The organism is Nonomuraea sp. NPDC059194, assembly GCF_042754765.1.
In the GTDB taxonomy this organism is placed as follows: Bacteria; Actinomycetota; Actinomycetes; order Streptosporangiales; family Streptosporangiaceae; genus Nonomuraea.
Genome location: NZ_JBHZBH010000053.1, coordinates 13,893 through 37,070, shown reverse-complemented (window position 1 = coordinate 37,070; position 23,178 = coordinate 13,893). Strand labels below are relative to the sequence as shown.

29 protein-coding genes are annotated in these 23,178 nt (G+C 69.2%); 13 read left to right on the top strand and 16 right to left on the bottom strand.

The genetic code is table 11. The features are described from left to right. Position 1: 1 nt before the first annotated feature. Genes ACFXJ8_RS39330 through ACFXJ8_RS39305 form a run of 6 tightly spaced genes read right to left on the bottom strand, consistent with a single transcriptional unit; the run spans position 2 to position 3,155 of the window. Complete coding sequence (locus ACFXJ8_RS39330) at positions 2-439, bottom strand: ATP-binding protein (protein WP_379649939.1); 438 nt, start codon at positions 437-439, stop codon at positions 2-4. Beyond that, positions 439-861 carry an SsgA family sporulation/cell division regulator gene (locus ACFXJ8_RS39325; protein WP_379649938.1) on the bottom strand — a complete coding sequence of 141 codons (423 nt, stop codon included), beginning with the start codon at positions 859-861 and terminating at the stop codon, positions 439-441. Before ACFXJ8_RS39325 ends, ACFXJ8_RS39330 begins: the two co-directional genes overlap by 1 nt. Beyond that, positions 858-1,274, bottom strand: coding sequence for an SsgA family sporulation/cell division regulator (locus ACFXJ8_RS39320; protein WP_379649936.1), 417 nt, complete (start codon positions 1,272-1,274; stop codon positions 858-860). Before ACFXJ8_RS39320 ends, ACFXJ8_RS39325 begins: the two co-directional genes overlap by 4 nt. After that, positions 1,271-1,540, bottom strand: coding sequence for a hypothetical protein (locus ACFXJ8_RS39315; RefSeq protein WP_379649934.1), 270 nt, complete (start codon positions 1,538-1,540; stop codon positions 1,271-1,273). The genes ACFXJ8_RS39320 and ACFXJ8_RS39315 overlap by 4 nt, the downstream gene beginning before the upstream one ends. After that, positions 1,537-2,931 carry a DUF2637 domain-containing protein gene (locus ACFXJ8_RS39310; RefSeq protein ID WP_379649932.1) on the bottom strand — a complete coding sequence of 465 codons (1,395 nt, stop codon included), beginning with the start codon at positions 2,929-2,931 and terminating at the stop codon, positions 1,537-1,539. The genes ACFXJ8_RS39315 and ACFXJ8_RS39310 overlap by 4 nt, the downstream gene beginning before the upstream one ends. Continuing rightward, complete coding sequence (locus tag ACFXJ8_RS39305) at positions 2,931-3,155, bottom strand: BldC family transcriptional regulator (protein ID WP_379649930.1); 225 nt, start codon at positions 3,153-3,155, stop codon at positions 2,931-2,933. Before ACFXJ8_RS39305 ends, ACFXJ8_RS39310 begins: the two co-directional genes overlap by 1 nt. A 280-nt stretch (positions 3,156-3,435) precedes the next feature. Between ACFXJ8_RS39305 and ACFXJ8_RS39300 the strand changes: the two genes are divergently transcribed. From ACFXJ8_RS39300 to ACFXJ8_RS39275, 6 genes are all read left to right on the top strand, one after another. Next, a complete protein-coding gene (locus tag ACFXJ8_RS39300) occupies positions 3,436-4,251 on the top strand; it encodes a GntR family transcriptional regulator (RefSeq protein ID WP_379649928.1) in 816 nt (271 codons plus the stop codon). A 6-nt stretch (positions 4,252-4,257) separates the two neighbouring features. Further along, complete coding sequence (locus ACFXJ8_RS39295) at positions 4,258-4,983, top strand: PP2C family protein-serine/threonine phosphatase (RefSeq protein WP_379649926.1); 726 nt, start codon at positions 4,258-4,260, stop codon at positions 4,981-4,983. A gap of 117 nt (positions 4,984-5,100) precedes the next feature. Next, complete coding sequence (locus ACFXJ8_RS39290; RefSeq protein ID WP_379649924.1) at positions 5,101-5,382, top strand: hypothetical protein; 282 nt, start codon at positions 5,101-5,103, stop codon at positions 5,380-5,382. After that, the gene (locus ACFXJ8_RS39285) at positions 5,379-5,780 is read left to right on the top strand and encodes a hypothetical protein (protein ID WP_379649922.1); all 402 of its coding nucleotides are present in this window, start codon (positions 5,379-5,381) and stop codon (positions 5,778-5,780) included. Before ACFXJ8_RS39290 ends, ACFXJ8_RS39285 begins: the two co-directional genes overlap by 4 nt. 290 nt (positions 5,781-6,070) lie before the next feature. Then, positions 6,071-7,009, top strand: coding sequence for a ParA family protein (locus tag ACFXJ8_RS39280; protein WP_379649920.1), 939 nt, complete (start codon positions 6,071-6,073; stop codon positions 7,007-7,009). Then, positions 7,006-7,602, top strand: coding sequence for a hypothetical protein (locus ACFXJ8_RS39275; RefSeq protein ID WP_379649919.1), 597 nt, complete (start codon positions 7,006-7,008; stop codon positions 7,600-7,602). The genes ACFXJ8_RS39280 and ACFXJ8_RS39275 overlap by 4 nt, the downstream gene beginning before the upstream one ends. A 38-nt stretch (positions 7,603-7,640) precedes the next feature. On the opposite strand, the gene ACFXJ8_RS39270 is transcribed toward ACFXJ8_RS39275, so the two are convergent. After that, a complete protein-coding gene (locus tag ACFXJ8_RS39270; RefSeq protein WP_379649917.1) occupies positions 7,641-7,922 on the bottom strand; it encodes a hypothetical protein in 282 nt (93 codons plus the stop codon). 458 nt (positions 7,923-8,380) lie between these two features. Between ACFXJ8_RS39270 and ACFXJ8_RS39265 the strand changes: the two genes are divergently transcribed. Further along, positions 8,381-8,743 carry a hypothetical protein gene (locus ACFXJ8_RS39265; protein WP_379649915.1) on the top strand — a complete coding sequence of 121 codons (363 nt, stop codon included), beginning with the start codon at positions 8,381-8,383 and terminating at the stop codon, positions 8,741-8,743. A gap of 84 nt (positions 8,744-8,827) precedes the next feature. On the opposite strand, the gene ACFXJ8_RS39260 is transcribed toward ACFXJ8_RS39265, so the two are convergent. Next, complete coding sequence (locus ACFXJ8_RS39260; protein ID WP_379649913.1) at positions 8,828-9,376, bottom strand: hypothetical protein; 549 nt, start codon at positions 9,374-9,376, stop codon at positions 8,828-8,830. Positions 9,377-9,561: 185 nt separating this feature from the next. Continuing rightward, entirely contained in the window at positions 9,562-9,846 is a 285-nt protein-coding gene (locus ACFXJ8_RS39255; RefSeq protein WP_379649912.1) for a hypothetical protein, read from the bottom strand. Here ACFXJ8_RS39255 and ACFXJ8_RS39250 point away from each other — a divergent pair. From ACFXJ8_RS39250 to ACFXJ8_RS39235, 4 genes are all read left to right on the top strand, one after another. After that, positions 9,827-10,213 (top strand): hypothetical protein, encoded by a 387-nt coding sequence (locus ACFXJ8_RS39250; protein WP_379649910.1) that lies wholly within the window; start codon positions 9,827-9,829, stop codon positions 10,211-10,213. The genes ACFXJ8_RS39255 and ACFXJ8_RS39250 overlap by 20 nt on opposite strands. A 22-nt stretch (positions 10,214-10,235) precedes the next feature. After that, entirely contained in the window at positions 10,236-10,844 is a 609-nt protein-coding gene (locus tag ACFXJ8_RS39245; RefSeq protein WP_379649909.1) for a hypothetical protein, read from the top strand. Positions 10,845-10,854: 10 nt separating this feature from the next. After that, the gene (locus tag ACFXJ8_RS39240) at positions 10,855-12,615 is read left to right on the top strand and encodes a hypothetical protein (RefSeq protein ID WP_379649907.1); all 1,761 of its coding nucleotides are present in this window, start codon (positions 10,855-10,857) and stop codon (positions 12,613-12,615) included. A gap of 259 nt (positions 12,616-12,874) precedes the next feature. Then, complete coding sequence (locus ACFXJ8_RS39235) at positions 12,875-13,153, top strand: hypothetical protein (protein WP_379649905.1); 279 nt, start codon at positions 12,875-12,877, stop codon at positions 13,151-13,153. A 27-nt stretch (positions 13,154-13,180) separates the two neighbouring features. On the opposite strand, the gene ACFXJ8_RS39230 is transcribed toward ACFXJ8_RS39235, so the two are convergent. From ACFXJ8_RS39230 to ACFXJ8_RS39200, 7 genes are all read right to left on the bottom strand, one after another. Further along, complete coding sequence (locus ACFXJ8_RS39230; protein ID WP_379649903.1) at positions 13,181-13,474, bottom strand: hypothetical protein; 294 nt, start codon at positions 13,472-13,474, stop codon at positions 13,181-13,183. Beyond that, positions 13,467-13,619, bottom strand: coding sequence for a hypothetical protein (locus ACFXJ8_RS39225; RefSeq protein ID WP_379649901.1), 153 nt, complete (start codon positions 13,617-13,619; stop codon positions 13,467-13,469). Before ACFXJ8_RS39225 ends, ACFXJ8_RS39230 begins: the two co-directional genes overlap by 8 nt. A 50-nt stretch (positions 13,620-13,669) precedes the next feature. Beyond that, the gene (locus tag ACFXJ8_RS39220) at positions 13,670-14,023 is read right to left on the bottom strand and encodes a hypothetical protein (protein WP_379649899.1); all 354 of its coding nucleotides are present in this window, start codon (positions 14,021-14,023) and stop codon (positions 13,670-13,672) included. Positions 14,024-14,561: 538 nt separating this feature from the next. Beyond that, positions 14,562-14,705 (bottom strand): hypothetical protein, encoded by a 144-nt coding sequence (locus tag ACFXJ8_RS39215; protein ID WP_379649897.1) that lies wholly within the window; start codon positions 14,703-14,705, stop codon positions 14,562-14,564. 857 nt (positions 14,706-15,562) lie between these two features. Then, positions 15,563-16,051, bottom strand: coding sequence for a hypothetical protein (locus tag ACFXJ8_RS39210; protein ID WP_379649895.1), 489 nt, complete (start codon positions 16,049-16,051; stop codon positions 15,563-15,565). 488 nt (positions 16,052-16,539) lie between these two features. Beyond that, entirely contained in the window at positions 16,540-16,725 is a 186-nt protein-coding gene (locus ACFXJ8_RS39205) for a hypothetical protein (RefSeq protein WP_379649893.1), read from the bottom strand. 56 nt (positions 16,726-16,781) lie between these two features. Next, positions 16,782-19,826, bottom strand: a complete 3,045-nt coding sequence (locus tag ACFXJ8_RS39200) for a recombinase family protein (RefSeq protein ID WP_379649891.1) — start codon at positions 19,824-19,826, stop codon at positions 16,782-16,784. Positions 19,827-20,673: 847 nt separating this feature from the next. Between ACFXJ8_RS39200 and ACFXJ8_RS39195 the strand changes: the two genes are divergently transcribed. Next, positions 20,674-21,357 carry a hypothetical protein gene (locus ACFXJ8_RS39195; RefSeq protein WP_379649889.1) on the top strand — a complete coding sequence of 228 codons (684 nt, stop codon included), beginning with the start codon at positions 20,674-20,676 and terminating at the stop codon, positions 21,355-21,357. A gap of 601 nt (positions 21,358-21,958) precedes the next feature. Then, the gene (locus ACFXJ8_RS39190) at positions 21,959-23,101 is read left to right on the top strand and encodes a transposase (RefSeq protein WP_379649887.1); all 1,143 of its coding nucleotides are present in this window, start codon (positions 21,959-21,961) and stop codon (positions 23,099-23,101) included. Positions 23,102-23,178: the final 77 nt, after the last annotated feature.

The window sequence follows — 23,178 nt, the reverse complement described above, 5'->3', positions numbered from 1 at the left end:
GTCACGAACGCTGATCTGCGCGTGACGGGGGCGGATGCTGCTGGCCGGGGGCCGGCCAGTCCAGGCGGCACCACACGGTGCGCCCGCTCTCGGTGTCGACGGCGTCGTAGTCCTCGGCCAGCTCGCGAACGAGCTCCAGCCCGCGCCCGAACTCGCCGTCGCCGCGCGGGACCGGCACCAGGGCTTTGCCCTGGTCGGCGACGGTGATCTCGACGTTGTCGACGCCGACCTCGACCACCAGGGCGTAGCGGCCGTGCGGGGCGCCGGACGCGGTGTGGAGGATCGCGTTGGTGGCCAGCTCGCTGACGACCAGGGCGACGTCGTCGGCGCGCGGGCACGCCTCCGGCAGCAGGGCCAGCGTCCAGGCGCGGGCCTGCCCGATCGCCTCGGGACGTCCGGCGAAGGAGCGGGCGGTACGGCAGGTCACGGTGATCGCCATCACGCCACCTCCGCCAGAATCCGGTCGATCACAGCGTCGACGTCGATGTGCCGGTGCTCACGGCCGACCGGCACCAGGCCGTAGACCTCATCCACCAGGCGCTCGACGGCCTCACGCTTGGCGTACAGCGCGATCGGGTAGCCGCCGTCCTCGGGTGCGGGGGTAAAGGTCAAGGTCAGGTAGTCGTCGACGTCCTCGTGCGGGGCCACCGTGACGTCGCCCTCGCCCGCGCGGCAGGACAGGCCCTCGGCCAACAGCTCCCGGCCGAACGTCCAGGACCGGGTCTCGCGGGAGCCCTGCACGAAGGCCAGGCGGATCGCGTAGGGGTCGCTGGCCTGGTAGTGGACGGTGGCGCCCATCGGGTAGTCGGGCCGGTCGGCGGGCCAGAGGGTCAGGCCCTTGGCGATCTCGCTGGCGCTCATGCCGCCCACCTCCCGTGCAGCAGGTGAGCGATGACCTGGTCGATCGACAGGTGGAACCGCTCGCTCCCCGAGGCCACCAGCTGGCAGCTGGCCTCGACGAACTCGGTCAGCACGGCGGTGGCGACGTAGAAGTCCATCGGCAGGGCGCCGTGCTCGGGGGTGAGGCTGAGGGTGGTGTAACCGTCGGCGTCGTGGGGGCCCACCACGACCAGGTCCTGGCCGACCAGTTCGTGCAAGCCGTCGATCAGCAGCTCCCGGCCGAACAGGTAGGACACCGTGGTCCGGCCGTGGTCGTCGACGAACTCGAGCGTGACCGCGTACGGGTCGGCGATGTCGTAGCGGATGAAGGTGTCGATCGGCTGCCGGTCGACCGACCACAGCGTCAGGTTCCGCACCACCGAGGTCTGCTTCACGCCGCACCTCCGAGCATGCGCGGGGCGGGCATGGCGCACGCCATGAGCTGGGCGGGGCTGGCTCCGGCGGCCGGGCGCTGGCCACGCTCGGCCAACAGGTCCCGCAGGTAGCCGGTCGGGTCGGCCTCGCCGAGCTCGGCGGCCGCCACAGCGGCGCGGGCGTGGGCCAGCAGAGCGACGTAGTCGGCCAGCAGCAGCGCCAGCCGGTCCCGGTCGGACAGCGTCAGCGCGCCGGATCGGGCGGGGGCGTGGGTGATCGCGGTCATGCTGCCTCCTCCCCTACCAGTTCGTCGCGGAGCTTCTGGGCGGTCTTGGGGGCGCACCGCAGCGTGCGGCGGATCGCCTCGGCGGTGACGGTGGCGGGCTCGATCTCCCCGGCCTCGATCAGCTCCTGCAGCGTGGCCCGGTGCTCTTCGATCGAGCGGCGCGGCGCGGGCTCGATCTCCCCGTCTGGGGCCGCCTCGATCGATCGACGGGATGCGGGTGCTCGATCGACGGCCTTGGGCGGCTCGATTGACGGACGCTCAAGCGACTCGGTAGGGCGGTCCTCGATCGACTCCGGCCGCTCAATCGAGACGGCAGGATCGGCATCCGATCGAGCCGAGCCCCCGATCGCCTCCGAACCGATCGAGCGGGAGCGCATCGCGACCGATCGAAGGATTCCGGGGCGGCGGGCCTGGAAGTCGCGCAGGCTCGCCATGGCCTGCTCGCCCTCCGTCGATCGAGAGGACTCAGCGCCGAGACGGACGATCGAGCCGTCGATGATCCGCACCATGCCGTGCTTGGCGGCGGTCCGATCGGCCTTGCGCTGGTAGCGCACGATCGAGCGGGCCAGCCTGCGCTCGCGGCGCGTGGCGGCCGGGCCGACGCCGTAGCGGTCGATCCACGCCTGCTGCCAGGCGTCCTCGATCGAGCACCCCTGCGCGCCCCGGATCGAGGCCGCCGCCCACGACAGGCGCGGATACCGCAGGCGACGCCAGGCCGCGCGCCGGATGTCGGCGGCGGTGCGCTTGGACTTGACCTGGCTCTTGAGGCCGGCGGTCAGCTCCCACAGCACGATGCCCAGCACCGAGGCGACCGCGTAGATCACGCCGACCTGCAGTCCCGCCCACGCGTCGGCCGGGGTCTGGTGCTTGTCGACCTGGTGCCACAGGTTCATCGAGGCGGCCACCGCCGCCATCACCCACGTCAGCGCGCGGTAGCGGCCGGTCGGCAGGCCCGCCTCGATCGCGCGGTGGGTCAGGTAGGCGGTGTAGAGGACCGATCCCTCCATCGCGATCGGCAGCGTGACGGCGGCCGCGCCGAGCTGCATCACGTCGTCGCCGAAGGCGTACTGGCCGCCCCAGGCGATGAACATCGGCGAGCCCATCGCCAGCGCGCCGATGATGGCGTGGCTGCGTGCCCGCACCCCGGCACTCAGCGCCTGGGCGGCTGTGCGGCGGCGGGCGGCGCGGTTGGCCTTGGCGAGGGCCTTGGCGGCGGTGCGGGTGGCCTGGTCGCGGCGGCGGTCCTCGGCGTCCTCGCGCTGCATCCGGCGCCGCTCAGCCTCGGCGTGCAGCGCGGTCTGGGCGCGGATGGCCTCGGCTTCGGCCAGACGGGCCTGGGCGTCGGCGGCCGCCGCAGTACGGGCGGCCTTGTGGTCGAAGTAGGTGGCCATCAGGCGCTCGCCGCCTGCGGAACCTCAGCGGGACTGCGCAGGGCCGCATGAACGTCGGACTCTCGGTACCGAAGTTCGCGACCGCCCGGAGTTCTGATGGCGGCCAGACGGCCGATGCGGGCCCATCGGGCCACGGACTTGGGATCGACGCGGAAGACGATGGCGACCTCTTTTGAGGTCAGCAGCCGTTCCGTAGACGTGGACAGATCAGCGATGATGGACACGAGTCGGTTCTCCTTCAAGGTCTCGACTCATCGCGGCCTCGGTGCTGGACACACCGGGGCCGCGCGTGTTCCCGGTGAACACCTTGCAACGCAGCAGATGGTTGGACAGGCCATCCGCCGCCCGGACTCCTCCAATTCGGACACGAGACGCCCGGGTGACTCATGCCCCACAAGGGGCGATAGTCTTGGGACAATATTCGGCCTACAGTTGGGGCTTGTCAATTGTCCCAAGACAGTTCCTGGCGAAGGGGACCTTGCGATGGCTGTGCACTCTCGCTACTTGGACATCGCCGGTCAGATCCGAGCGCGGATTGAGGCTGGCGAGTGGGAGCCAGGAGCCAAGCTTCCGCGCCTAGATGACTTCGCCAAGCAGTACGAAGCGAACCGAGACACGATCGGACGGGCGATCGGAGTCCTTGAGTCGGAGGGCTTTGTCTGGGCGGTGCAGGGCCGGGGAATCATCGTTCGCCACGGCATGATGCGACTGCGCAGGCCGCGCGGGAATCTGGTGAAGCGGAACATCGCCACCGACAACCCTGGCTATTCCTTCCCTTCAGCATCAGGCCAGGAGGTATGGAAGCACCACATCCCGCCGGTAGCGTCTCTTGAGCCGCTGACCGATCCACGAATCGCAAAACTGCTTGGGGTTCCGGTGGGCAGTTCGGCGATGCGCCGATTCCGGGTCACCGGACCCGAGTCTGAACCTCCATTTCAGATCAACATCTCGTGGATCCACCCACGTGGCGTCGACGACGCCCCCGACGTCGACGCCCAGGCCCCTGGGCCCGGGGATTGGCTGTACCGGTTGGAGAAGGCCGGCCACTGGCCCATCAGTTGGATGGAGATCCACAGGGCGCGAATGCCCACCAAAGACGAGGCCGGACTGCTTGAGATTCCGACCAGCCTGCCCGTGTTGGAGATCGTGCGGGTGGGAACGTCTGGGCGCGATGGCAAGCCCATCGAGGTAACCGAGTACATCGTGGCGAGCGACCGAGTCGAGACTGTCCACGTCCTGCACCGCGACGAATCAGCGCAAAGTCCCTGGCCTGAGCCGGATGACGACGAGGGGCCCGAGGACATCGAGACGGGCAGGTGAACGATCATGTCCCTCACTGTTCAAGCTGCCGCCCGTACTCATGTCGGGCTCGTGCGCCAACGCAATGAGGATCGCTTTTACGCAGGTAAATCGCTGTTTGCAGTGGCCGATGGCCTAGGCGGCCATATCGCTGGCGACATTGCCAGCGCCACCGTGATTGATGTCCTGCGACTCCACGACCACCAGGCCAAGGCGGCCGACCTCCCCAACATCCTCGGCAAGGCAGTCCATGCGGCCAACGAGGCCCTGCGCCGCAGGATCGAAGCCGAGCCAGCACTGGTCGGCATGGGCACCACGCTGGTGGCGATGCTGTTGTCCGAGGCAACGGCGGTCTTGGCGAATGTGGGTGACTCCCGCGCCTACCTGCTGCGTTCTGCAGACTCTCATAGCTGCGACACCTCGCAACTCACCCAGCTCACCGAGGATCACACCTACGGAAATCTGGTGGCCGAGGCCGCCAGCGTGCCGAACCTGCTTGAGCGCATTTCCCGCTTCCTCGATGGCCGGATCGATGGTCGCTCTCCCGACCTCACCACCCGAGACCTCCGTCCCGGTGACCGGGTACTGCTCTGCTCGGACGGGCTGAGCTCAGTCGTACCTCACGAGCTCGTTCGAGACGCCTTGAGCTCGATCCGCAGCCCAGAAGACACGGCCGACCGCCTAATCGCATTGGCCATCGACCACGGCGGCCCGGACAACATCACCCTGGTCGTCGTCGACATACATGGATGACAGCGCGGGATCTCGTCTCTCTCCTTCGACTTGCCAGCGTGCTGACGCTGTTCAGCAGGTTCAGAGAAGACCGTGCGCCTCACTGGCGCGCACGACCATGGTCGGTATGATTTTGGTATGGCAAGCGTGGAGAAGATCACTGTTAGCCTGCCGAAAGACCTGGCCGTCCGTCTGCGCTCGATGTCAGAGACCGGCCTCATCGATTCGGTATCCGGCTACGTCAGTCAAGCTGTACAAGACCGGATGGAACGCCAGCAACGGGCCTCGCAGTTCCTGCATCGGGCCGCGGAACAGGTCGGCCAAGCCGATCCTGAGGGTTGGGAACAGGCTCGAGCGTGGGCGAACACGGTCTTTAACGGGCTCGAAGCCCAGGGCGGCTCTCAGCAGGGTGCCGCGTGATCGGGGTGGTCCTGGATCGCAGCGCCATCGCGGCCTGGGCCCGACTCGATCAGCACATGGTGGCGTGGATGATGCGCGCCGAAGACGCTGCCCGCCCGCTGCTGATCGCAGCCAGCGAACTGGCGCGCGCGCTGGCCGACGCGCAGACCCTGCATGAGGTGGAAACGATCGGCCACCTGGTGGAGATGGGGATGACCGTGCCACCGCCGGCGGGTGACCTCACCCCGTCCATGGCCTTCCACGTCGCCGACGTCTTGCGAGAGGCCAAGGACGCTGACGTGGGGCACGCGCACACTCTGGTCCTGGCGGTCGCGCGTGAGTGGCCGATCCTGACCGCTGACCCGGACCGGTGGACGGCGCTCTTCCCCAACGTCTCTCTGGAAGTGCTCCCGACCTGATAACGAGCCAACGAAAGGGGCTCGGCTGAAGCCCCTTCGCTGTGCCACCACAAAGTCCCAGGTAGATAGCGGCAGAACCGACCGATAGACCGATAGACAGAGTGATAGACCGACTGATGGAAGGCAGGCACCAATGCATGGGGGAGGAGTGCGATGGTGCCTGCATCAGGGGATTCGGGAGTAGCGGGGAGATGTGAGGACACGCACGCCTGGTGGCCGCCGTCGGGGGGAGCGGATGCGTGGGAGACTGCGGTGTTGATCCCAGCGTTACGCCTATGAAAGTGATCAACGTGGCTGCACCAACGGTCAACACACCCGCTCACGGTGCTCTCGTCGCCTTGGCCCGCGTCATCGTGGTGGCCAACGACAAGGGCGGAGTCGGCAAGACCACCATCACCGCGAACCTGGGCGCGCTGTTCGCGGCCGCCGGCTACAGGGTTCTGCTGATCGACCTGAATCGGCAGGCGAACCTGGCCGACGATCTCGGCTACCGCGACAGCGACATCGACGACCAGGGCGCCGGATTCCTCATGTCGCTCATGACCGGCAAGACGCTGCAGGCGGTCGCCGTGCTCGGCCGTCCGAACCTGTTCGTCGTCCCCGGCGGCACCGCACTGACCGACCTCACCGGCGTCATGGTGGGCCGTGTTCAGCAGCAGGGCAGAGACGCCATGCTCACCCTGGCCAGCATCCTGGCGCCCATCGCCGGAGAGTTCGACGTCGTGCTCATCGACACCCCGCCGGAGAACACGCTGTTGGTCGACCTCGCGCTTGGCGCCGGACGCTGGCTCTTGATGCCGACCAAGACGGACAAGGGCGGCCTGGTGGGCATGCAGCTGCTTGCACAGCGCTACGCCATCGCCCGCGAGATCAACCCTGCTCTCGCGCTGCTCGGCGTGGTCCTGTTCGCGACCTCGCGCACCGCCACAGCGATCCACCGCACCGTACGGTCCCGCGTTGAGACCGCGTTCGGTGTCGGATCCTCGCCGGTGCTGACGGCCAAGATCGGACACTCCGAGAAGCTGGCCAACGACGCGCGCGAGGCGGGCCGGGTCGCGCACGAACTGGAAAGCGACGCGGCCAACCAACCCGCGTGGTGGGAGACGCTACGGGCCGGTGCTGCGCCTCAGGCTCGCATCGCCGCCACGGCGGGCAACGTCGCCGAGGACTACCGCCAGCTCGGTGCCGAGATCCTGCAGCTGCTGGCCGCCGTGGAGAGCCAGTCGTGAACCAGCCCAACATCAACAAGCCGGGCAGTCTCGGCGACGCGTTCGGCACCAGCGCGGCCGGGCTGGGTGGCCTCCTTCCACCCAACCGCCCACCCGCCCCACCACCCCCTCCAGTGGAGGACGCCTCCTCAACCGCAGGGGAGACAGCCGAGGCCACCCCGTCGACCAGACGGCGTGCCCCATCTGCGGACACGAGCCGCCTCGGCACCGAGGATGACACCTTTCCGGTGAACGTCTACCTGCTGCCCGCGGCCATCACCGAGGCCAGTCGCCGGCGACGCTCCCGGCGGGTCGACAACTACGAGTTGGTGGTCGACGCGATCGACTCGCTGCGTGATGAGTTGCCTGCTCTCGTCGCCCGGCGACAGTCAGGGCCTGGCCGCCGCGAGGACAGCCTCTTTCCACCACGGCGCGGGGCGTCGACGACAGCCTCAGCAGCTCGTGATGGCCGTCGCCGCCTGTGGGCGTTCCAGGCGACAGAAGCCGAGACCGCCGTTCTCGACAAGCTCGTCGACGACGTTGGAGCGCGTTCTCGAAGTGAGCTGGTCTCCTGTGCGTTGGAGGCGTTCCTGCTGCCTCGCAGGCGGCGGTAAAGGCGGCTGTCCTGGTCGGCCCCATCGCCGGGATCCATTCACGGGATTCCTTCGGCGTCGGCCAGGTCACCGCGAGCATGGGAGTCAGGCGGGGGGAGCGGCAGCTGCTCGTGTAGCCGGGCCTCCAGCAGTTTCTCGATCGGGCGCAGTCGCTTTAGCAGGCTGTCAGGAGGGTCCGGCATCTTCTTGATCTCCTTGAGCGCGAACCTGGCCTCGGAGATCTGGCCGGTGTCGTACAGCCATTTGATGAAGCCGTCCATGCCCAGCCAGTGTCTGTTATGCCAGTAGGCCGCCAGGGCTTCGCCGAGGTCGGTTGCCATGCGGGGCTCGATGCGCGGGGCGTCTGGTGGCGGTGGCGGGGCGGGAGATTGTCCGTTGACGCTGCCCTTGTCCGTCGTGAGCCATGCCCAGAACCGCCCCATGCTGCCCCTCGCCTGTCGGGTGCCGAGACTTGCGCCGTTTGTACCGGAAGGTACGAAGCTTCAGGCCAGGTGGCTAGGCATGGCTGGCTGGCCTGGGGGAGATGTTGTCCTGACCCTCTCGATCATGGATGTGCCAGCCACGCTGACATGCTGGCACGTCGACATACTGGGCCCTGGCAACCCCGCTGAGATGATCTTCGTATCGCAGATACCTTGGTCCATCGATCTCCGACGGTTCGTTTCGACTGTAGATCAGAAATGGTGAACTGGGTTGACAAGGAAACGGGGGCTCAAGGGGTGGCGGGGATTGCGGATTGGGCCTGAGGAGTGCCTGGTGGTGCGGGGATCATGGGTCGGTGTCGAGAACAGAGACAGGAGCCGACTGGCCCCAGGTGTTCCTCGCCGAGCTGGGTAAGCACGGCTATGTCAACCGGGCCGCCAAAGCGGCCGGAGTGACCAATAAACGGGTGTATGCCCGCTGCCGGGAAGATCGGGACTTTGCCGACGCACTGGAGGCCGCCCGCGCGGTCTTCGGGCGGGACAACCGGCGGCTTCGCCCTGGCTGGACGGCCACGCCGTACGGCTACCTGCCGCCCGGCGAGACCTACACCGGGCCCTCGTGGGAAGAGGCAGCCGAACTGGACGCGCCGCTGTACGAGGCGCTGGAGAAAGCGCTGGACCGCTGGGAAGCCCAGGACGCGCAACGACCCGCGCCATGACGCTCGGCAGCGTACAGGCCGGGTGGCACTGATATCGGTCGGGCTCAGCATCCGACGGCGGCTCGAAAGAGACAGGTCAGCTGATCAGTTCGGGCTACCGCCGCTGCGGAGCCGGGCGGCCATCTCGAACAACGCGTTGATCTCTTCGGCGGCGGCCTGGAGGTTCGCGGCGGACTCGGCGAGCGTCCGTTCTGCGGCGGCCTCATCGCCGCCGGTGGCCGCCTCGTAGCGGAAGTGCAGCAGTCCGGCCAGGCCTGCAGCGGCCTTCACCGAAGCGCCCAGGACGGCGTCGGAGACCATGGCGCGCGGGTCCGGTTCCAGCTGCAGGATCATCGTCACCAGGCTCATCGCGCGGGCCTGCAGCAGCAACAACGCGTCGGCGCCGTCGGTGGCGTTGGCGCCGATGTAGGCGGTGGCGTGCGCATGCTGAACCTTCTCCGGGTCGATCCCGGCTTCCAGCGCGCCGCTTTCGGCCTGGAGCGCCTGGGCTTCGACGGCGCCCAGCAGCGCGTGGCACATGCGCAGCCGGACCAGCGCCTTGGCGTCTTTGTCCAGGTGGTCGCCCGACAGGCCGAACTTCTTCAGCACGGCGCGCAAGTCGCTGTTGTTCAAGATGGGGATCTCGCCTCTCATGGGACCGAACGGTATCGGCCTGCTCGCCTGGCTGACGGCGGTTTGATCCGGGTTGAGGCTGGCTCCGCGCCTGGTCGACCTGCGCTCTCTCTGGATCACTCTCGTGATATTTCGCCACAGCGGGTTAAGTTCGTCTCTGTGACCTCACCCCCTGGCCCACGCGACGATGAGGAGATTCCGTCCCGTCACCTGGAGGTCGTGGCCGTGATCACCGGCGTGATCTTCATCGGTGTGTTGGTCTTCGCGATCTGGGGATGGCCTTCGTCGGACCCGGAACCGCCGACGTCGGCGGCCGCCAGCGCGCCGCCGTCGCAGGTCGCATCGCAACCGCCGCCATCCTCGCTTCCGCCGGCGACCGCGTCGGCCTCGCCCTGGGCGGCCAGCACGTCGAAGCCGTCGACGCCATCGTCGGCGCAGCCTTCGTCAACATCACCTTCGCCGTCGCGGCCGGTGGTGCGCTGGCGGGGCACGGTCGTCGTGACCGGCCTGTACGACCACACCGACCTGGACAGCGCGCCGCCGCGCTCGGCGCGTGATCTGCCGGGCGCAGACATCGTGGGGGACTGGATCGCGACCACGCTCAAGGCGGCCGACGGCCGGGTACGGCTGGCGCGGCTGGGCGAGGCCTCGCCCAGCTGGCGGACCTGCCGGGACGCGGCGGCCGCCGAGGGCGGCCAGCAGGTGGAGCGTGTGCAGGCCGGTGACGTGCTGTGCGCGCTGACCTCGGACGGCCGGGTGGCGCTGTTGCGGGTGGTGGCGGCCACGCAGCTGACCAGCCCGCCGCAGGTACGGATGAAGGTCACGGTGTGGGACCCGCCGGCGGCGCCGGGCACGTGACGGACAAAGGGGGGCTGTGCTGGTGAGCGGCGAGGTGGCGGTGCTGGGGATCGACCCGGGCCGGCGATGGACGGCCGGGGTGCTGCGGGCCGGGGAGCGGGCGTTGCATGGGTGGACGATCGGCCCGGTCGACGTCGCGGGGCGGCCGTCGGCGGCCGCCGTCGACAACGTGCACGACCTGGCGGCCTGGGCCCGCTACATGGGGCGGCTCATCGATGTCGTGGAGGCCACCGTCCAGGCGCACCAGGTGGCCGGTGGCAGGCCGGTACGGCTGGCGTGTGAGGTGGTGGTGCCGCCGGGCGGGCGGATCGCGCTGGCCGATTGGCTGATCCCGCGTCAGATCGTGGCCGGGCTGCTGGCCTTCGACCCGACCGTGATGCTCATCGCCCCGGGTGGGCACGGCAAGCGGCACTACGACCGCGACGGGGCGGGGCGGCTGGTGCGGGCCCGACCGGTGACCGCGGACTACCCGCCGGAGTTCTGGCCGGCCAAAGGCCAGAGCGGCGGTCGCCCGGCTGGGTGGGGGCCGTGTGAGGCCCGGCGGGGTGAGCGCGACCACGAGCGGGCCGCCTACGACATCGCCGGAGCCGCGCTGGCCCAGCTCGGCACCGCTGCCGCGATGACGCTGTAGGGGGAGGGCGATGAGCGTGTGGGTGGAGCTGGCGGACTGGGCCGAGCGCAACCCGTGGGCGCGCGAAGCTCGGCACGCGCTGCGCGACGGGGCTTATCACGCCTGGCTGCCGGCGACGGTGGCGGCGGTGATGGTGTGGATCGCCCGCGGCATGCCTTCCCCGGTGACCGCGGCCGCGGCGGCCGGGGTTGCGGTGGTGGGGGCGGCGGCCGGCGGGTGGCGGGCCGCGCGCCTGGCCACCGGCGCCGACGTCGAGCGCAGCACGGCCGCGGCGCAGGGGGTGCGGCGCTGGCTGACGCTGTATGCGGTGCTGGCCAGCGTGATCCCGGCGGTGCTGGTGGGCGCGCTGGCTCCAGTGCTGCTGGCCGTGGTGGCCCTGGTGTGGCTGGCGGTGGTGACCATCCCGATGCGCGGGCGGCGCCGGCTGCTGGCCCGACTGCGGATCGGCGCGGCCACGGTGGCCGGGACCGATGACGTGCGGGTGGGGCGGGTACTGTGGGGGCGCGACGGCCGCACCCTGCGCCAGATCCACGTGGTGTACCCGCCCGAGTGGGCCGCGCACAAGAGCACCCGGCGTGATGAGCTGGTGGAGCGGATGATGTGGGAGCTGTGCGGGCCACCGCCCGCCTCCCCTGCTCAGGCCCGCGTGCGGCCGGACTACGCCACCGCCTGGGATCACGTGCACACCCGGCTGGAGGTGGTGCGGGTGGCGCCGCTGCCGCGGCTGCTGCCCGCCCGGCCGTGGCCGCGCCCGGCCGGGGCGATCGTCTTAGGGCAGACCACGCCGGAGCTGGCCGACCTCCTCGATGACGAGGGCCGACCGCTGGCGCTCTACCGGCCGAACGCGCATGCCCTCATCGTGGGCGCCACCCAGCACGGCAAAAGCTCCGGCGTGCGCGCCTGGGCCGCCGACGGCCTGACCCACGGCGTCTTCCCCGGCGGCCTGTGGGGCGTCGACGGCAAAGGGTCGGGGTCGCTGGCCCCGCTCGCCGACCGCCAGGGCGTGCACACCGTCGCTCATGAGCCCGATCAGTGGCGTGCGGTGATCGCCGGGTCGGTGGCCCCGGAGGTGGCCCGCCGCTACGCCGAGATGCTGGCCTGGCGATCCGGGACGGCCAGCACGAAGCCGACGCATCCGAAGGCGTTGCTGATCCTGGATGAGATCCAGCAGGTGCTGCTGGCTTGCCCCGACCTGGCCGACACGCTCAACACGCTCGCCCGCCAGGCCCTCGAAGCGAACGTCATCTTGTGGGTGCTGACCCAGCGGCCTGACGCCAAGGACGCCGTGCCTGGCGCGCTGCGCGACCAGCTGGTCAACCGCGTCACCTTCGGCCCGCTGTCGTCGGCCGGGGCGAAGATGGCCTTCGACATCGGCGACGACTGGCACAAGGCATTGGGCGTCGCGCCGATCGCCGGTCGTGCGTTGACGTGGCTGGAGGGCTCCTGGAGGCCGCTGCAGGCGCCCTGGCTGCCCTTCCCTGCCGATCACCCGGACGCCGAGCCGTTGTATCCGCCGCGGGCCTCTCGGCGGCCTGTGGGGCCGTCGGGCCCGCCGGGTGACGATCCCGCCGGCCCGCCACCTTCCGCGCCTCTTGCGGCTTCTCCGGCCGTCTCGAACCCGGCCGGAGCGGCGCGGCCGCCGGCCCCGCGCAAGGACGTCGACGCGCCTGCCGAGCCGCCCGTGGAGTCGTCGGGGGAGCCGTCGGCGAGGGCGGCCTACGACCCGAGCGACCCCTACGCCAGCCGTCGCCGGCGCCGCCGTACCCCGTAGGCACGCCACCCTGGACCGCGGCCGCGACGGGGAATCAGGGGCGTTCTCGGGCTTGACATTCATGATCAAAAACGTGTGATGGCCAAGGGAGTCGACTCGCTGGGTTTACACGGGAGTCCCTTTGGGACTCCCGTGAGTCTACCAGGCGGTCCGCTCACCGCCTGGACGGGCTTCGCCCTCCTCCTGCGGGCTTGACTTCGTCTGCGGCCGCAGGAGGAGGCGGTGACGCGGGCGGGGCACGCGTCGCATGATGACGGGTGTGGGCGATGTGTGGGGATGGGTCTCGGCCGCGGCCGTCACAGCCGCGATGGGCGCGGCGGTGTTCGGCCTGCCGCTCCTGCTGCTACGCGGGCGGCGGGGGAAGGGCGGCGGCGGCCAGGCTGAGCGCCGGGCAGCACGCGGCGGCTACCGGATCCGGGTCGGTCCGGGCTTGCCCGCGCTGACGGTGCTGGCGCTGGCGCGCCGCCTGGACGTGGTGTTGCCGGTGGCCGCCACGGTCGCAGTCGTGGTGCTGGCGGCGCTCAACGCCCGCGCCTGACGGACCCCCTGGGCCGGGCGGTGTGGGTCAGCCGCCTTTGATGCCGAGCGCGTTGGCGACGCCGTTGGCGATGGACACGATGATGTCGGGGAAGTAGAAGATCACCAGCACGACGACGGCCAGCAGGATGAACTGGACGAACCGCGTGATCTCCCGGGTGAACAGGAAAAAGATCGCCACGACGCTGATGATGACCAGCAGCAACGGCCCGAGCAGGTTCCGCACCCAGTCAGCCAGGCCCGCGGTATCGGGGCCTCCGGTGGCGGGAGGCGTGGTCTCGGGCGATACGACCGCCAGCGCGGTCGTTACCAGGTCATGCATCTGCATCGTCTTGGGCCTTCCTCTTGTTGCGCGTCACGATGACGAGTTCAGCAGCGGCCAGGATGCACGCACCCAGACCGAACGCCAGGGCCGCGGCGCTGCGCACGACGGTGCCCGCGCCCACCACGAGCGCGGCGACCAGCACCAGCGCTCCCGCTGCTACCAAGAGCCATCCGAGTGTCCTCACGCGGTACATCAGGGATCCTTCCTGGAGTGGCGGGCGGTGGTGCGGGCGTGTGCTCGCTCGGTATGCGATGCCGCCGATCCGGCCGATACGGCGCCGGCGGCCTGGATCAACGCTCGGCCCCGGCTGATCGCCTCGCTGATCTTGCTGCGGCTGATACCGAGTCGACGGCTGATCTCGACCTGCGGCATCGCCTGGGACGCCTCCAGACAAGCCACGGCGCGAGCGTCGGCCAGCACGCCCTTGGCCGCCTCGATCAGCTCCGGGGCGCGCCGCGCCCGATCCAGAGGGGCCAAGCCGGCCAGGGACTGCAGCGCGGCGATCAGCTCGGGCAGGGTGGCCGGGGAAGCAGTGGTCTGCGCCATGCATGATCCTTCCCGGTGAGCCTCTTCCGCCGCGAAGAGTTCCGCCTAGGGGGAACATTGTCAATCATCGCGGCGGCCACGGCGTGGCGACGCCCCCGAACGCGATCTTGTACGTGAATCAGCGGGCGCTTACTGACGTACGCATACCTTGATCATTGATGAATGCGTAGGTGTGAAGGCCTGTGATGGGGCTCGATCGTGGGCTGCTGTGGGTGGTGGCGTGTGCGGGAGGCTTGAAGGGCTTCGAGGGGCGTGAACGAAGTCTCGGGGAAGCCGTTCGGGATACGGGCTGAGATTCGGGTCGACGGGCTGGGGCGGGCGGCGGCCGGGACCGGCTGAAGAGCCGCACGCCCGGCCGTCGATCCGCCCGGGCCCGTCGACCGCCCCGTCTCGGCGCGGTCGGCTCTTGATCCCCTGTGAGAACAATTCGGCAATCGGCTGGGCTCGGGGTTGCGTCGCTCGCGGGCAGCTGGTGGCCACCACGACGAATCCGAGGGCCCCGGAGGGGTTCTCGAGTCTTTCGGCAACCGCGCGGCGGCTACTCGTCTTCGTCGTCCTGGCGGCGGTGCTCGTTCGTGTCGCCGGCGGATTGGGCTCGCCGGTCGAAGCCGTCCCGGGCGCTCTTGCTGCCGGGCTTTCTGGCGGCCGCGGATTGGATGCGCGCGGCGGCTTGCTTGCTCATCGGCGTGTGCTTTCCCATGCTCACGCCGTACCCGGCGGGCGCTGTCGGTTCTCACCGACAAACCGGGGCTGATTCTTTCGGCAGTGCTCCGGTCGCGTTGCCGCGACCCGGGCCGCGACCGATCAAACGGCTCCTGATCAGCCTGTGGCGGGCGCTGGTCGCGGGTCGCGGGCCGAAGGGCTTGGAGGGCTCCTGGACGCCCTGGGGGGCTTTGTGAGCTCTCCAGGCCGCGACCGCGACCGTCGTGGAGCGATGCCCGCGTGGCTCCCAGACTCACCGACATTGCCACCGCGGCCGCGCAGTGGGCGCGGCTTGATGACGTAGAGAAAATTTGCATTCGATCATGACGTCCGGGTCCCTCGACTGCGTCAGCCCGTGGTCTCGGTGGGCCGGTGCCGACGAAGGAGGTACCGGACCCGTCGATCGCCCCCGGCCCCGCTGTTTCGGCAACCCGCGCATGGCGATCGTGAGGCGTTCAGGAGCGGTCGACCCGACTCTGGTCAACGTCGACCAAGCCCTCATTGCCGTACAGCTTCCACCCTGCTCAGGACCCGGTTCCGGAGTGAACTCCGAGTTCTGCACTAACTTGCTCCGCACAGCGATCACCGCGAAGCCGGTAGCCGTACAGAAGCCGACCAAGATCAACAAGAATGCTAGGGTATCGTCACCGATACATGGGCAACCCCGGCCGCCGCGCCGGGGTTTTCGCGTCTTCCCGGCCTCGCCGTACGGCCTGCCACCGGTCCCCCCGGACGGCTCGCCCCGCGAGATAAGACCGTCTTATCTACTAACTTGCTCCGTTTCGTCCGGGACGAAAACGGGCTCGTGGGGATGTCGCCCGCGTCATGGCGCGGCGGTCAGCGTCGGCGCTTGGCCTCGCGCTCCAGATAGGCCAGGCCGCCCGGGTAGGCGGCGCCGAGCTCGGCCACGACCGCCACGAGCGCGGCGTAGAGCTTGACGTGGTGCCAGTGCTGGCGGCCCAGCTCGTCTTCGCGCACCTGCCCGGCCAGCTCTTCGAGATGGTCGAGCCATTGGCGGGCGGTGGTCGGCGTGAGCGGCTCGACGCGGGTCTCGCGGATCACCTCGCGCACCGGCTCGGTGCGCAGGACGCCGGCGGCGATGTCGCGTTGCAGACGAGCCTCCGCTGAGCGCACCTCCCATGCGCGGTTACGGCAGGACTTGGAGCAGTAGGAGGGCGGTCGGCCGCGTCCGGAGTAGGGCACCGGGTACCGGCACCACGCGCAGCTGCGGCTGTCCAGGCGGTGCTCGACACGGATCTCGACAGCGGGATCGTCGTCGGACTCGGGGGGCGTCGGGTCGTCGTTTTGTCCCGGACGGATCGTCACGACGGCGACGGTACCGTACGGCCGCGCACGGTCTTCCTCAGCGGAGCGACCCCACCGGGGGACACCACCGGCAGGTGGTTGCAGTCGGCCGCCGCGCCGGACGACACACGCGATCAGGGCCCCTGATCGCCTATCTTGCTCCCGCTCCTTTCTTTTCGTCCGGGACGTAAAGATCCCGTGTCTCTGCCTTGCCTTGGGTGGCCAGCGCCCTGCATGATCGCCCCTTCGACTGACTTGGAGGATGGATGCAGCACGGCAATGGTTGGACCCCCTCGGACACCGGCGGCTGGGCGCCAGCATCGACAACGGGCGGGCTCGCTCGCCGTGACGTCGGCGGGTGGGCGCCGTCCACCACGGGCGGCTACGCGGCATAGCGCGGCGGCTTCGCCGTACATGAGGCCGGCCCCCCGCATCGAGGTGATGCGGGGGCGGGTGTGGTGTGATCGGTGGTGCGCGGCCGGGGCTGGTTCGGACAGTCCCGGCCGCACTCAGCGCTTCTTGTCGCGGCGGGCGACCGCGCGCATGCGGGCGCTATCGACCTGGCGGCGCTCGGTGTCGGTCAGCTCGTTCATGACGGCGCGCCAGGTGGCCGGGCGGCGCTCTTGTAGGGCGCGGGCGATGGCGTCGGTGGCGACGTCTTCCCATTCGGCGTCGGTCAGCTTCTTCTTGGTCACGCGGTCTCCTTCGGGACGGCCCCTCGCCAGCTGAGGGGGAGTTCGCCTTGCTTCGGTCATAGATCGTGAAGGATGGTGTCGGTGCCATCGCCGAAGATCGGGCCGGGAGTGGCAAGCAACTGGTCGACGGCCTCGGTACGGGTGGCGGCGCGGTGCACGACCACGCGCCCATCGGGGGCCAGAGCCTGCCAACGGCGGCCGGAGCGGAAGACACGACCGAGGTCGGTGTCGTCGTAGCCGTCGTCAATGTGCACGCGGTAGGAGCCATCGGGCAGCCGCTGTAGATTCTCCGTGAACGCGGCGGCGGCCAGCAGCGCCGGGGTGAAGGGGCTGATCGGCCGCTCGCGAGGCGAGCGAGCGCGCGGCCTGCGGGCAGTGCGGGCCTCGGGCCCGAGCTCAGGCAGGGGCGCGGGGGCCAGGAGCGCGGCCAGCAGCGCGGTCACGGCCTGCACGCGGTTGGTGCCGGCCGATCCGGGCACGGGGCCGTCCAGCGTGCAGGCGACGTCACGGCCGCGATCGTCGCGCTGGAGCCAGCCGACGCAGCGGCCGCGCACGATGACATCGGTACGGCCCGCGACGCGGCCCTTGAGCAGGCTCCACGACGCCAGGCTCGTCGGCGAGGTGTCCATGCTTCTGCCGCGGTCGTCGGTGAGCGGACCGGCCGTCACCGTCGCGCGCGCGGCGCCGGGGATGTTCAGGGCGGCCGCCGCGAGTGCGGCGGCGTTCAGCACGCCGTCGGCCCGCAGGGTGGTGACGAGCCGCCCGTCCCGGCCGTGGACCTGCCAGCCGTCGCCTTCGGCGTGCAGCCAGCCGACCCGTTCGGCGTCGGCCAGGAGGAGGAAGGTCTGACCGTGAAGCCGTGCCAGGTACAGCTCTGGCGTTTGCTCGTCCGGAGCCGTCTGGGCCTGCTGGGCTGCTGGTAGAACGGCTGACGCGCGCTGCTCGGCGAGGCCTTCGCCGGGGGCCTCGGTGAGGGCCTGGCGGTCATCGACCGCCGCCGTCGCGGGGAGCTCGCCGGGCTGCGCGGGGTGCCGGGTCTCCTGGTGGCGGGCGTGCAGGGCGATGGCGGCCAGGGCTGAGGCTTGGGTGCGGTGGGTGGCGTCGGGGCCGATCGCGTCCAGGGTGATCGGGTCATGGTCGGGGGTCAGAGCGCGCCAACGGCCGGTGTAGCCGGTCACGTAGCCGATGGGCTGGCCCAGGTGGAGGAGGTGGACACGGTCGGGCTGGTGGGGCCAGCGGGCGGTCTGGTAGTCCTCGCCGAGCCGGGGGACGGCGCGCAGCTGCGGAATGCGCGCGGCTCCGGAGTCCTCGTGGCCGTGGTCCTGGACGTCGTCGTCGCCCTTCTGCGCTGGTACGGCAGGCGCGGCGGGGGGTTCGGACAGGCAGGCGTACCAGGTGGATTCGCCGTGGCGGATGAAGCGGCTCACCGCGTCGGGGTCCCAGCTGGTCACCTTCTGGCCGGTGAGCGCGGCGACGGTGTCGGCCGCCGCTTCCTTCGCCTGCTTCTCGTTCTTGGCCGGGATGTGGCCGAAGAAGCCGAACCCTTCCACCTCGATCTCGCCGTCCGGGCCGTGCAGGTGCCATTGCCCATCGACGCGGGCCAGGCACACGTCGGCGTCCTCCCACGCAGCGCCGGGACGGGCCTGCCGTACGGCTTGCGCGTCGTTGTCGTCCTGCTGGACGGCCTCAGTGGCCTCGGTAAGGGTGGCCTGCTCAGAGGTCGCCGGAAGGACGTCGTCGGGATGTGGGGCGTCGATGTCGGGGTAGCGGGTGCCGTAGGTCGCCCAGTGGGCGGCGTAGTGGACGCGACCGGCCTCGGTGAGGCGGTAGCCGCCGCTGGTGGGCTCGTCGGTGACCAGGCCACGGTCGTGGAGCCGCTCGCGGAACAGGGAGGCCCCCCGGTAGGGGCGCTGCTCCCAGCCGGGGATGGGAGTGGGCTCAGCTGCGGCGGTGGCCACGTCGACCAGGGTCTGCCAAAGCCCTGCGTCGTCCAGCTCGTCCAGGGCGGGCGAGCCCGGTTCGCGCAGCACGACCTGGGGGTACAGCGCGGCGTACCGCTCGGCGTGCGCGGCGATGTGCTCGCGACCCGCGGCACTCAGCCACCGCCGGTCACTTCTGCTCGGCCGCCCGTCGGGCGGGCATGTCGTGGTGACGAAGCCGCGGCCGCGCCCTTCCTCCAGGTATTGCCAGGCGCCCATGTGGCGGCCGATGTCCAGCCCGGCGGGGCCTGCCGCGTGCAGCTCCGCCAGGACGCGCCACAGCGGCTCCGACAGCAGCCCTTTCGGCGGCCTTGTCGGCGGTCGTGCCGACGCGGGCGGTGTGGGCCGTGTGGCTGGCGCGGGCACGCCATCAGCCGCCTGCGCGACAGGTGGAGGTGCGGGCCTTGCGTCTGTCTCAGCACGGGTCTGGCCGATGTCGGCCGTGGCGGGCCCCGGCCGTGCGACCTTGGGCGCGGTGGCGGCGGCTGGGGTGAGGGGCGGTTCGTCGTTCTCCAGCGCCCGGTACAGGGTGGAGCGGCCGACCTTGAGGTGGCGCGCGATGGCGGTGATGGACTCGCCGCGGGCGCGGCGGGCGCGGGCGGCGGCCAGTTTGTCGGCGTCCAGCGCCGGGGGCCGGCCACCGACGCGGCCGTGGGCGCGGGCGGCGGCCAGGCCGTCCAGGGTGCGCTCGCTGATCAGGTCGCGTTCCATCTCGGCGGCCATGGCGGCGACCAGGAACAGCATCTTGTCGGCGATGGTCTGCCCGCTGGGCCGGTGCAGGCCGGTGCAGATGCCGGACAGGATCTCCAGGTTGACGCCGCGGGGGGCGAGCTCGTCTTCGAGGAAGACCAGCAGTTCCTTGACCGAGCGGGCGATGCGGTCGGGTTTGTAGATGACCAGGGTGTCGCCGGGGTGCATCCGCGTGACGGTGGCGTGCAGCTTGGGCCGGTCTTTGCGGGTGCTGGCGGTCTCCTCGACGATCTCGCGGCAGTGCGCGGCGGCGAGGGCTTCCAACTGCGAGAGGTGGTCTTGGGCGCGGGTGGAGATGCGGGCGTAGCCGATCCGGATCGTGTTGGTGGGGCCGGTCGGTGCCGGGCCCGGCGGGGTGGTGGGGACGCTCACCCCCCGATCGTCCCTAAAACCATCCCGGAACTCAAGAAGGGAGGGCGAAGTTTCGGGACGAGTTTCGGGACGATCGTTCCTGGGGGAACGCGCCGCCTGATCGTCCGGCGCGGAACCGTCCTTTAAACGACCGTTATTGGGACGGTCGTCGACCTGGGCGGGGATAGCGGCGCAGGCGCGACCTTCGTCGGCCACGGCGGGGCCGCCAACTGCCGGCGAGCGCGCAAACACGGACGGGGTGGTCATCGCGGGGTCAGACGAACCCTTGACCCCCAGTTCCACAGCTCGCGAGCACCCGACACATGCAGATAACAAGATGTACGCAAGAACCATGCGCAACCATGATCGCTTGGCACCCATGCGCGGCGGACTCGGCGAGCTTTCTCAAGCCCTCGTCGACCAGTCAGTCGTACCACAGGGGGAGATATCGATGACTTTGGAACTTTCAGGGCTGGGACGAGCTAGACGATGGGCGCAAGATCCTCCTGGAGACCCGCCCGCCCATACTCAAGAGCGCCCAGCTCACGCTATCCCATAAATGACTCTGCGTAATTTAGCAATCACTTTTGGTGCTTCAATTGCCATGCAGCCTTTTAAGCATCATGCCAGACGGTCGCATACAGCGATGAATCGCGAATCGAAGCAATAGATGCGGCTACCACAGCAAGTTGACATGATCAAGCTATTGATTCTTACTTACTTGTCGATCTAGAGTGCCTTTGGCCGTAAGATCACCAGTGGGAGAAATCCTAGATCTGCGGTAAAAGTCAAAGTTCCACGGACGGGACCGTTTGGCGACGCACCCGCCCGTGGAGCACCTTTAGATGCACAAGGGAGTCTACCAAGCATGTTCCTCAAGCGCCTGGCCTTGGCAGCAGCGGCATGCAGCGTGCTGGCAGTATCAGCTGGCCCTGCTTTCGCCGACCCCACACCCGAGCAGTCCACCACCTTCGCCGGCCCGCAGCCAATCGACAAGGCCAACATTCAGAAGGCGACACCTTCCGGCCGCGTGCTTAGCTCCTCAGAAAAGCAGGAGCTGCAGACGAAGATTGACGCTCAACTACGGAGCGAGCCAGGCGGGCAGCAGATCAGCCCCACCGAGATCTCGTACAAGGGCGGTAGCGTTATCGTCACCTTCCCCCTGCCCGGCGAGAAGACCGTGTCAACCGACCCGGCGTACCGTACCGGCGGTCAGGACGCCGCGAAGGCTCTGCCCGTCGAGTACTGGAGGGGCTGCCCGTACGGAACCGTCACCTACTGGAAGTGCCTCTACGATGACGTGTCGTGGGGGGGCAGGATGGTTCAGTACAAGGACTTCGGCACGCAGAACCTGCCCCGCGACTTCTACAGCAAAGCCGAGTCGGCGGTTAACACCGGCCAGTCCCCGTTTGAGCGGACGCACTACCTGGACATCTATTCAGGGACAGGGGCTAGTGGATTTGTGATCATCACGCTTCCCGGCTTCCACGAAACCGACTACTTCCCTGGCGGCCACGGCAATAAGGCCAAGAGCATCGGGATCCGTCAGTGACAACCTAGAATAGGCTGCAGATAGAGCCATGCGGGCGATGAGAAGATATCGAACCCCGCATCGCCCGCATGGTATATCTGGCAGAATGGCAACCTATGGTCGACAACATTCCTCCTTCACTTCGACGCCGCCGCCTACTCTTGCTCGGACTGGGCTTGGCAGCGGACTTGGTTGCACTTGGACTGGCGAGCGCGGCCATGACGCTCCCCAAGCACTCCGATATAGTCGTTTTTCTATGCCTTTTTTCCGTGGCCTTGTGCGCTCTTGCGTTCGTTATTGCTCTTGCCTCTTTCGCGTTCACTGGAAGAATTGGCTTGGGTATCCGAGTAGGCCCCATTGAAAGAGCGGCCACAGTCGAGCGGCAGCTGTCAAGCAAGTTCTTGTTGATTAAGGCTGCTTTCGCTCTCCTCGCTTTTAGTGCAGTCCTTCTAGGCATCGGAGCTGCGCTGAACCCCTAGCCGCGCAGCGCCACGAGCGAATCCCGCACCGTCGACACGGCTCCGGGTAAGCATTCACCTCTTGCACGTTGGGTGACGGTGGGCGTGCTGGTGTGACCGTCTGTGAGTTTGATCAATCCTGTCGAGGGTGATTCGATCTTCGGGTGTCCGGTCTGGAGGAGATGTCGCGCGAGGAGCTGATCGCTCTGACCCGCGCCCTCATGGCCGAGAATGCCGCCCTGAAGGCGGAGGTGGCCGAGCTTCGGGCGGAGAACGCCGCGCTGCGTGAGCGGGTGGCCATGCTGGAGCGGCTGGTCTCGCGGAACAGCGGCAACTCCGGGATGCCGCCGTCGGTTGACGACCTTCCCGGCCGCAAGCAGCCGAAGGACCGTGCCTCCGGCAGGGGTGAGCGTCGGCCGGGGAAGCAGCCCGGCACGCGGGGCAAGGCGCTGGCCTGGTCGGATGAGGTCGCCGACGGCGACATCATTGAGTACTTCCCGCAAGGGCCGTGTGGGTGCGGGGCCGATCTCGGCCTTGCCGCCGATCTGGGAGTCACGGCCCGGCATCAGCAGATCGAGATTCCGCTGGTGGTGGCCCGGCGTTTTGAGCATCGCCTGCACACGGTGGCGTGCCGGTGCGGCACCGTGCACACCGCGCCCAGGCCGGCGGGGGTGCCCACCGCGCCGGTCAGTCTCGGGGTCAATCTGCAGGCGTGGTGTGTGTATCTGCTGGTTGGGCACGCGATTCCGGTGCATCGGGTGGCTGAGCTGGTGGCCTCGCTGACCGGCGCCGAGCCCTCGCCGGGGTTCGTGCACTCCTTGATCGGCCGGGCCGCTACTGCGGTCGCCGCGGCGAACGCACGGATCCGGATGCTGCTCACGCTGGCGTATGTGGTGTGCTGCGATGAGACCCCGATCCGGGTGGGGCCGAAGAAGGCCAAGAAGTACCTGCTGGTGGCCTGCGACCAGCTGCTGACCTGGTACATGCTCGGTGGACGCGACCTGGACACCTTCAAGCGGTTCGTGCTGGCGGAGGTGACCGGCGTGGTGGTGCACGATCGCTACCAGAACTACGACGCCGCCGACCTCGGCCTGCGCGATCACCAGCTGTGTGCGGCGCATCTGCTTCGCGATCTTGAGGACTGCGCCGAGACCTACCCCGGCGCGCACTGGCCCCGGCAGCTCCAGATGGCACTGCGCGGCCTGATCCACGCCGCCAACCTCGCCCGCCGGCAAGGCAAGGACGCGATCCCGGCGGGCACCCTGGCGATGTTCACCAAGATGTTCCGTGGTGGGGTCCGGGGTTGAGGAACGCAGGAACAGCCATTAGCGGTGAGAAGGATCTTGCTGTGGGGTTCCGGACATCTTGAGTGCAACGGTGGATC